The 9,192-nt window shown below is 57.5% G+C and carries 7 protein-coding genes; 6 read left to right on the top strand and 1 reads right to left on the bottom strand.

Annotated features, from left to right (window positions below; all coding sequences use genetic code 11):
• Positions 1-122 precede the first annotated feature (122 nt).
• On the bottom strand, positions 123-2,825 hold the full coding sequence (locus WA354_RS12705) for a PD-(D/E)XK nuclease family protein (RefSeq protein WP_472813381.1): 2,703 nt from the start codon (positions 2,823-2,825) through the stop codon (positions 123-125).
• A gap of 102 nt (positions 2,826-2,927) precedes the next feature.
• Here WA354_RS12705 and WA354_RS12700 point away from each other — a divergent pair, with 102 nt between their 5' ends.
• From WA354_RS12700 to WA354_RS12675, 6 genes are all read left to right on the top strand, one after another.
• The gene (locus WA354_RS12700; protein WP_472813380.1) at positions 2,928-3,803 is read left to right on the top strand and encodes an SCO family protein; all 876 of its coding nucleotides are present in this window, start codon (positions 2,928-2,930) and stop codon (positions 3,801-3,803) included.
• A gap of 59 nt (positions 3,804-3,862) precedes the next feature.
• A complete protein-coding gene (locus WA354_RS12695; protein ID WP_472813379.1) occupies positions 3,863-4,945 on the top strand; it encodes a PfkB family carbohydrate kinase in 1,083 nt (360 codons plus the stop codon).
• 96 nt (positions 4,946-5,041) lie between these two features.
• The gene (locus WA354_RS12690) at positions 5,042-5,413 is read left to right on the top strand and encodes a hypothetical protein (RefSeq protein ID WP_472813382.1); all 372 of its coding nucleotides are present in this window, start codon (positions 5,042-5,044) and stop codon (positions 5,411-5,413) included.
• Positions 5,414-5,416: 3 nt separating this feature from the next.
• Positions 5,417-7,306 carry an ABC transporter ATP-binding protein gene (locus tag WA354_RS12685; protein ID WP_472813378.1) on the top strand — a complete coding sequence of 630 codons (1,890 nt, stop codon included), beginning with the start codon at positions 5,417-5,419 and terminating at the stop codon, positions 7,304-7,306.
• Positions 7,307-7,472: 166 nt separating this feature from the next.
• On the top strand, positions 7,473-8,291 hold the full coding sequence (locus WA354_RS12680) for an IclR family transcriptional regulator (RefSeq protein WP_472813377.1): 819 nt from the start codon (positions 7,473-7,475) through the stop codon (positions 8,289-8,291).
• Between the two features lie 432 nt (positions 8,292-8,723).
• Positions 8,724-9,192, top strand: a 469-nt coding sequence (locus tag WA354_RS12675; protein ID WP_472813376.1) for a hypothetical protein, incomplete at its 3' end; no start/stop codon positions are given.

The raw sequence follows: 9,192 nt of genomic DNA, 5'->3' as shown, positions 1-9,192 counted from the left end.
GGAATCGGCGGGTGAGAAGATCGGTTTTGCCTGAACCGGCAGGCGCTTGAACGAGGATCGACCGTTGCGGATCGAGTGCGGTGATGCGCTGATCCTGATCGGGGGCAGCGGAAAGCACGAAGCTATTCTTCGGCTGCATCGTCGCCCTCCGTGTTTTCTTCTTCTTCAACTCGTGCGCGATTTTCCGGTTCCTGGATGCGGCAGACGGATTGAAGACCGCAGCGCTCGCAGGTTTTCGGGTAGTCGCGCGGATCGACCTCGGCGCAGCCCTGGACGAATTCTTCAGCCATGCGCTCGATGTACTTCTTCCACTCTGACTCGTCCAGGCCGGTCAGTCTGCGCCTCACCAGGGCGCTGTTGCCACTGAGGCCCGGATGGATCGTTTCGCGCGCATCGGCGGCGCGACCCGCAAAGCAGGCATCTCCTGCGCGGACCTTGGCGAAAACCAGTCCACCGCTGGCGGGGCCGCCGTAACTATCAAATAGCGAGGGTTGAATGGGATCAAGTCCGAAGATTTTGTATAGCGGAAGTTGCAGATCGTCGGGGCGTGGGAGGTCCCAGGACCCGGGATCGACGTTGCCGGTTTTGTAATCGATGACGAGCGATGAGCCATCAACCAGTCGATCGACCCGATCGAGTCGAAGATTCATACTGAGGCCGTCGATTGTGACGGTACGTTTAGCTTCGGTCTGCTCGACTATAAAGGTTTCCCGTGCTTTTTCGAACTCCAGCCATTCAGTGACAAGACGCACCAGCCGGATTTCTTCAAGGTCCAAATAGATCGGCGGCATTTGCTCGGAGACTCCGGGCTGCAACCCGGACTTAAGCCCGACTTTAACGTGCGTGCTGACGAAGGCAGCGAGATCCTTTATCGCTATGAGCTCATCGCGATTCTTAATTCCTGGACGCTTGCCCGACCAGACGGAATGAAGCACCGCATGCAGGATTTGCCCGCGCTGCTTTGCGCTGAGGCCGGCCTGCGCGGCATCCCAGTTTCCGGCGGCGAGGCGCGCTGTTGCAAAAGCTTTGAAAGGGCACTGGGACTGCGAAGATAGAACGGCTGCTCCACCGCTGAGATGCCCCGCGGTGAAGGGAATCGTGCTCGAATCGGCGATCGGATCTGTGATCGGCGAATCGTGAAGTGGCGGAAGCAGGCTCTCCTCGATGGGAAGCGGAGAACCGGCAATGAGGCGCGAGGGACGGGACTTAACATCATCCCTTTGCAGAGCAAAGCTGAAGTGGGCTTCGGGTGCTGAAACAAGCAGGCGCTGAGTAATGGTCGAGGCGAATTGCCAGTCCAGTTCGTGAGACGCGTGGGGCATACCGAGCTCGCGCTGCACGTAAGGAGGCAGGAATGGGTGCATCGACCCGACCGCCGGCCAGGATTCCTCATCCGCGCCTAGAAACCAAAGAGCATCGGCGGTGAGGCCCGCGGATTCAGCTGGGCCGGCGATCTGGATTGGTGCGTCGGTCGATTGCGGTGCGAAAAGGATGTCGTCTGCTGCGTATTCGAGTTCGGCCAGAAATTCATGCCAGGCCATGCGACGGCCATCGAATCCCAGCGAACCTGCCGTGTCCAAGGCCTGCTGCCAGCGCCGCCCGGCCTGGAATTCAGCGCTCATTTGTGACTGAGTGCCAGGCCACCCGATCGTCTCCAGTAAATACGGCACTTTATCCGCCCAATCGATTGGGTTCTGGAATGATACCGCTTCATTCAAGCTGCGTTGAGCGGCAATCATGCGGCGCTTCCACTGATGTGGAACAGCATTGGCGATTCGTCCCTGGTTGAGGAAACCTTCCAGAGGCCATTGAAGTCGTTGTTGATCGAAACGGCGCAGGGTGCGCATGCAGGCCTGCAATGTTGCAGATTCTTCAGATGAAGCTGCGGAGCCGCTTGCGAAGAGCCAGTCAAGCGCATTCTCGTCAAGGGCGTCCTTGAGCCAGCGCAACAGCAACAATGCAGACCGAGCCAGTGGAACCTGGCTGAGCGGAATGCCAAGCGAAAATTCAAAGAGAGGCACGCCGCCCGGATCGCTGAAGCGAAGGAAAGCGCGTTCGATTTCGCCGCGGCGTTGTGACAGATCCTGGGTGATGATCAGCAGCCGCTGGTCGGATTTCGTTGCGAGGTGCTGGTAGCACCACCAGGCACAGGACTCAAACTCGGTCTGGCTATCCCGAACGGAGTGGAAGGTGCTCTGCGCAGCCGGACCCTCAGGTTGCAACTGCTGCCACGAACCCCATGCGTCGAAGAGCCGGCGTTGCGTGGGGAGCACCCGATCGAATCCGGCGATGCGGAGCGCACGGCGCGGCGAGGAGTCTTCCTGCAGGAGCAAGATCAGTTCGAGCGGCAAACGGCTCAGTGTCCTGATTCCGTTACGAGCACATTGTTCATCGAAGTCGGCGAGCCACTGGCTGAAGGCACCTGCGTCCCGATCCCAATTAACGCGTGATGATTTTCTGAGGAGCTGCGGCGCATAGGAGCAAAGGAGATCGTGTGCTTCGATCGCCATGGAAGCGAGGCGGCGTACGGATGCCCTCAGCGCGGTGGGAAGATGCTGTTCGCTGTGGATGATCTCAGACCAGAGGGCCATTTCCTGGGCATGGTTGAGGAGCAGGCGCCCGGCGAGATTGCGTTCTTCCCATGCCGTGCGTGCGAAGGTCTTCCAATCCAGGATGTTGGGAGCGGGCCAGGCGGACACCCCCTCAGCGCGGCGGCGTCGATGATACTCGGTCTGGATGGCACGGGCCGCACGATCGGTCGACGCGACCACAAGTCCACCATCACGCAACCATGCGTCGAGTTCGGCCCCAGGTTGAGTGCCCATACCTGCGTTATACGCCGTTGGGCCGCCGAGCGGAACGAGTGCATTCTGTGGGAAACAGGTCGGGTTGTAAACTGGGGAGTGATACGGAAACTGTTCGTTTATATGGTCATCGGGATGGCGATGGTTACCGGGTGCCATCGTCAGCAAAACGAGGCGGGAAATTCCGCGGAGCCTTCGTCATACAAAGTCTACAAACTGCGTGGTAAGGTTGTGGCCAGCAACCCTGCGACGGGCGAAGTGACATTGAACCATGAGGCGATTCCGAGCTTCATGGAGGCAATGACGATGCCCTACAAGCTGAAAGATCCGAGCATCCTGAGTGAATTGCATCCTGGCGACGTAATTACAGCCGACGTGCTGGTTTCGCAGGAAGCGGATGCGAGTGTTCTGTTGGATCACATCGTGGTGGTTGCGCAGGGAAGGCCGGATTATCGCCCGGCGGTGATCTATCACGTGCCGGCGAAGGGCGATGCAGTTCCCGATTTCAAGCTGCGCAACCAGGATGGGCGAATCATTCATCTGGATCAGTTTCAAGGCAAAAACCTGCTGATTACGTTCATTTATACGCGGTGCCCGTTGCCGAACTTCTGCCCGCTGGTGACACGTAATTTCGCAGTGATCGACAAGCAAATAGCGGCCGACCCAGTTCTGAAAGGGAAGGCCCATCTGCTGTGCGTGAGTTTCGATCCGGTACACGACACACCGGATCGGTTGAAGGCGTACGGGGAGCAGTACATCGGCAGCGATGCAAAGGCAGCCTTCGCACACTGGGATTTTGCAGTGCCGGAGAAGCCTGTGCTGGCGGAGATGGCAAAGTTCTTCGACGTGGGGATGAGTGATGCGGCAGACGGAACCATTACGCATACGCTCTCGACTACACTGATCGGGCCCGATGGCAGGGTCTTGAAATTCTATCCGGGAAATGAGTGGACGCCTGAGCAGGTCGTTGCAGATTTGAAGCAATCACCTGGAGCGTGAGCGGTGCGCACAGCGAAATTACAGGTTCCGAAATCGTCAAGCAGAGGAGTGGATGAAGCATGAGTGATGGACTGAGAATTCGCAAGGATGGCGAGATCGATTTTCTTTCGCTGGGAGCTCTGGTGCATCGGCTCGACCCTGGCATCATACCGTTTCGCAAGGCGACTGAGTGCCACATTTATGTGAGCGGCGGCGAATTCAATGTTGCCGCCAACCTGTCGAATTGCTTTGGGCTCAAAAGCGCAATTGCTTCGGCGATGTCGGATTACCCGATCGGCGACTTGATCGCAGAGCGCGTGCTAGCCATGGGAGTAAAGCCTATATACAAGCACTTCAAGCATGACGGCGTCTCTGGTCCGAATATGGCGACCGTGTACAGCGATCGCGGCTTTGGTGTGCGTGGGCCGGTGGTTTTTTACAACCGTGCCAACGAGGCTGCGGCCCGCCTTAAGCCGGGAGACTTTGACTGGAAGAAAATTTTTGCGGGTGGCGTGCGGTGGGTTCACAGTGGAGGCATCTTTGCGGCTCTCTCCGCGACGACAGCCGAACTGGCTGCGGAGATGATGCGCGAAGCGAAGGCCGCCGGCGCCGTGACGTCATTCGATTTGAATTTTCGTGAGAAGCTCTGGAAAATTCATGGCGGCGACACACACGCTGTAGAGACGATTGCAAAGATCGTCGAGAACGTGGATGTGCTAGTTGGCAATGAAGAAGATCTGCAGAAGGGGCTTGGCATCCCTGGGCCGGAGGTTGCGGCGAAGTCGAAGCTCGATCCCAGCGTCTTTTTCGGCATGATGGATAAGGTTGTAAAGAAATTGCCGCACGTGAAGATTGTGGCGACGACCCTGCGAGAAGTTCACTCAACAAACCGGCACAGTTGGAGCGCGGTGGCCTGGGTGGATGGCAAGACCTATTCGGCGCCTACCGCCGAGCTGGAAGTGCTGGATCGAGTGGGGGGCGGGGATGGATTCGCAGCGGGCTTTATTTATGGACTTCTGAACGGCGAGGCGCCCGAGACAGCACTGAAGCTGGGATGGGCACACGGCGCGTTGCTGACAACCTTCCCCGGGGACACGACCATGGCAACCCTGGACCAGGTGCGGGCCTTCGCGCAGGGCGGGTCGGCGCGCATTCAACGCTAACCGCAACTGATTCTTCGAATCAGGACAACGCGGCCCGGCATCTAGAAGACTGATATCCTTGACGTCAGCCTCAGGGAGAGGTTTCGTTTGGCGAAAGTGACATTGGTCTTTGCGGTTCTGCTGGTTGCGCTTGGTTTGATTGGCTATGTTGGAACGGGCAGTCAGCATGTGACGGCACTGATTCCGACATGGTTTGGCTTGGCATTGGCTCTGTTTGGGTTGCTGGCCATGAGCCCGAGCGAGTCGCGCCGCAAGCTGTTTATGCACGTCAATGTGACAATCGGGCTGCTGGGATTCATTGGCGGCGCGGTTGAGGCGATACGCGGATATGTGCACGCGAAGTCGGCAGGTATTGCACCGGATGAGATCGCGCTGGCGTCGAAACTGACGATGACAGGCCTGCTGCTGCTTTACGTGATTCTGTGCGTGCGGTCATTCATTGCGGCACGGCGATCGGGGAAGGTCTAACACATGAGTACCATGCGCGGCGGCGGAATGGGGCTAAGCAGGGGAGCAGAGCGGTCGCCGCGCACAGGCAGTGCGCGTGCAAACGTAGCTGACTTGCCAAAGCGCAAGCCAAATCTCAAAGCGCTCTGGCCGGAAATCAAGGCGCTGGTGGCGCCGCGCAAAGGTCTGTTGATTGCGGGAATGGCCTTGATGGCCGTCAATCGTGTTGCCGGGCTGGTGCTTCCCTATACTTCCAAGGCATTGCTGGACAAAGTTCTTTCGCAGACCAATCCCCACCCTGAGTTGTTGCCGAAGATTATCGCTCTCGTCTTCTCAGCCATGATTGTGCAGGCAATTACCTCGTTTTCGTTGACGCAGTTGCTCTCAAAGGCTGGTCAGCGGTTGATTGCCGAGATGCGGCGCCAGGTGCAAAAGCACGTTGGACTCTTATCGGTGGCTTATTACGACGAGAATCGCACTGGTACGCTTGTCGCGCGCATCATGTCTGACGTGGAAGGTGTGCGTAACCTGGTGGGCACGGGGTTAGTGGAATTTGTCGGCGGGCTGCTCACCGCAGTTTTGGCCTTCGTTTATCTGCTGCATCGCAGCGCTCTTGTCACGTTGACGGTTTTTGCTGTCGTGGGCTTATTTGTCTTCGTTCTTCAATATGCATTCAAGAAAATCCGACCCATCTTCCGCGAGCGAGCAAAGATCAATGCGGAAGTTACAGGCCGGCTGACCGAATCGCTTGGTGGAGTCCGCGTGATCAAGGGCTATCACGCGGAAGAGCGCGAGGCTGGCGTGTTTGGGGTAGGTGTCGATCGCCTGCTCAACAACGTGATGAAGTCCCTGACCATGACCAGCGTGCTCGGATCGGCGTCCACCACCGTGCTCGGGCTGGTTTCTGCGCTGGTGATGTGGCTGGGGGGCCATGCGGTGCTAAACCATACATGGACTGTCGGTGACTACTTCAGCTACAACATGTTTCTGGCCATCATGGTCATGCCGATCTTCCAGATCGTAAACATCGGCACACAACTGACTGAAGCTTTCGCAGGCCTCGACCGCACACGCGAAATCATGGCCGAACTTGAAGAGAACCAGGATCCCAAACGCAAGTTGAAGATGCCGCCCATCGAGGGTAACGTGCGCTTCGACAAGGTGGAGTTCGCATACGAGACGGACAAGCCGGTGTTGCACGGCATCAGTTTTGAAGCGGAGCAGGGAACCGTGACCGCCCTCGTGGGTTCGTCGGGCTCGGGCAAGTCGACAGTGATCAGTTTGATTTGCGCCTTCCACTCGCCAACGAGCGGACAGGTGCTGGTGGACGGGATCGATTTGGCTAGCGTGGACCTGAACACCTATCGGTCGCAACTGGGCGTGGTGTTGCAGGATTCATTCCTCTTCGACGGGTCGATTCGCGAGAACATCATGTTTTCGCGGCCCGAAGCGACCGAAGAGCAGTTCCTGTTTGCATGCCGCACCGCACGGGTGGATGAGTTTGCAGAGCGATTCCCTGAAGCCTATGACACGATTGTGGGTGAGCGCGGCGTGAAACTGTCGGGCGGCCAGCGACAACGGCTTTCAATTGCCCGTGCGTTGCTGGCGCAGCCACGCATTCTCATTCTGGACGAGGCGACTAGTTCGCTGGACTCGGAGTCGGAAGCGATGATTCAGGCTGGCTTGAACCAGTTGATGGTCGGCCGGACGACGTTTGTCATAGCCCACCGGCTATCGACCATCCGGCGCGCAGATCAGATATTGGTGGTGGAACGGGGAAGAATCGTGGAGCGCGGTAGTCACTCGGAACTGTTTGCCATCGGCGGCCGCTACTACGATCTCTACACTCGCCAGCATGGGCTTGAAGAAAACCTCTTTCTGGCGCCTGGCGAAGGAGACGAAGTCCCGGCGTAGACACATTCTGCCACTCGCCTTCACGCACAGGGGGCATTTCCCGGTTTTCCTGTGAGAGTTAAGCGTATATCTTTCATTCGAAAGCGAGATCGTCTCATTTTCTTGACTGTTAGTCCCATATTCTGAGAAACTGAAGCTGTACTTACAGACGGAATAGAGGACCAAAATGCGAGACTCAGCCCCCCAGGGGACATACAAAGTTCAGGCGCTCGATCGTGCTTTTGCCGTACTTGATTTGCTGGGCGAAAGCGAAGTTCCCCTCGGACTCGCGCAAGTTGCCTCGTCTCTGCAACTGCACAAGAGCACGGCGCACCGCTTTCTGATGGTGTTGGAACGCCACAGGATGGTGGAGCGGACGACGAATGGCAAATTCCGCCTCGGCTTGCGTCTCTTCGACTTCGGCAACCGCGCCATCGAACAATACGACCTGCGCGAGCGCGCCCAACCGCATCTGCGCCGACTTGTGGCGGAGACCGAGGAGACGGCGCACCTTTGCATTCTGGAGCAGGCGAGGGTGATCTACATCGACAAGATTGAACCGGCGCGCTCAGTCCGCATGATCACCCGCGTAGGCTCCAGCAATCCCGTTCACTGCACGTCGGTGGGCAAGGCAATGCTGGCATTTCTGCCCGAGGACCGGATCAATGAAATCATCCGGCGGACACGGTTCGAAAAGTTCACGCATCGGACGATAGCGACGGCCGAGGCATTGCGCACCGAGATCGAGAAGACGCGTCGCCGTGGTTACGCAGTCGATGACGAAGAACTCGAAGAGGGGCTCCGTTGCATTGCTGTTCCTCTGCTGGATGCTCAGCGCCAGCCTGTAGCCGCGGTCAGCGTGTCGGGGCCGTCGTTCCGTGTAACTGCGCAGAAGCTCCCGTCCATCGCCAATCACCTGCTGCAATGTGTGCGCGGCATTTCGATGGATATGGGCTTTACCGCGGCCGCGCGTGGAAATCGTGCTGCTGCTGCCTGGACAGCCTAGCGCATCCACTTTGGCCCATCAAAGCGCGAAGATTCTCCGATGCTGCCCACGGGGCCGCGCCGGAGAAGCGCAGATGGGCCGATTGCCATTGAAACGACGCTTTTCTGATACACTCAATGATGTTGCAGAAGCAAGGTGCAGCTTAGCTTCCCGCCCTCAAAAGCGGTTGGTTGCGTGGTGAGACGAGTGACGAACTTTAAGCCATCCGCAACTTGCAACATGTTTTCCAGATTCACTCTGGGGACGTAGCTCAGTTGGTTAGAGCGCTGCCCTCGCAATAAATTCCCATAGTTTTCAATCCGTTAGACATCTTACTGTCCATCTTACTGTCCATTTCTCATCGAGAATTGGTCAGAATTTACTGTCCATTCTTGATTGAATTAGCGGTTCGCGCTATTTGTCCAGAGCACTCCTCATGGAGGATTCCGGACGATGGCCAGAGCCAAGCAATACGCCGATCGGGTCAATATCATCAAGATGGTCAAGGTGAACGGCAAGTGGCCGTTCGCCCGGATTGTCGAGCGCAACGGGAGAATCATCCGCGATCACGTCTGGGTAGACGGCCGCGATGAACATCATCCGGAAGGCCGCTACTACCTGGAATGGTATGAAGACGGGAAACGGCGCAGAAAGCCCGTTGAGAGCTACGATCTTCTTCTTCCCGCGGCCCGCTCAAAATCAATCGAGCTCAATGCCGTAAAAGCAGGCCTCATAGCGCTACCGGAAGCTCCAGTAGCGTCGATGCCGACTCGTCTGTCGATGGACGCAGCCATCGACCAGTACCTTGAATACATCCGCAAGCACCGTAGCCTACGGACCTACAGAACCTACCGGCCAGTTCTCAATGTCCTATTCCGAAACTCATACTCCAAAACATACGTTGATGAAGTGACCCGCGAGG

Origin of the sequence: Occallatibacter sp. (genome assembly GCF_049802275.1) — a bacterium.
Taxonomy (GTDB): Bacteria; Acidobacteriota; Terriglobia; order Terriglobales; family Acidobacteriaceae; genus Telmatobacter.
This window is presented reverse-complemented; position numbering and strand designations above follow the sequence as displayed.

What these genes read in the sequence shown, in the direction of transcription:
- WA354_RS12705 (WP_472813381.1), bottom strand. Translation starts at nt 2,825, where the DNA reads ATGGGCACTCAACCTGGGGCCGAACTCGACGCATGGTTGCGTGATGGT.
- WA354_RS12700 (WP_472813380.1), top strand. Translation starts at nt 2,928, where the DNA reads ATGGTCATCGGGATGGCGATGGTTACCGGGTGCCATCGTCAGCAAAAC.
- WA354_RS12695 (WP_472813379.1), top strand. Translation starts at nt 3,863, where the DNA reads ATGAGTGATGGACTGAGAATTCGCAAGGATGGCGAGATCGATTTTCTT.
- WA354_RS12685 (WP_472813378.1), top strand. Translation starts at nt 5,417, where the DNA reads ATGAGTACCATGCGCGGCGGCGGAATGGGGCTAAGCAGGGGAGCAGAG.
- WA354_RS12680 (WP_472813377.1), top strand. Translation starts at nt 7,473, where the DNA reads ATGCGAGACTCAGCCCCCCAGGGGACATACAAAGTTCAGGCGCTCGAT.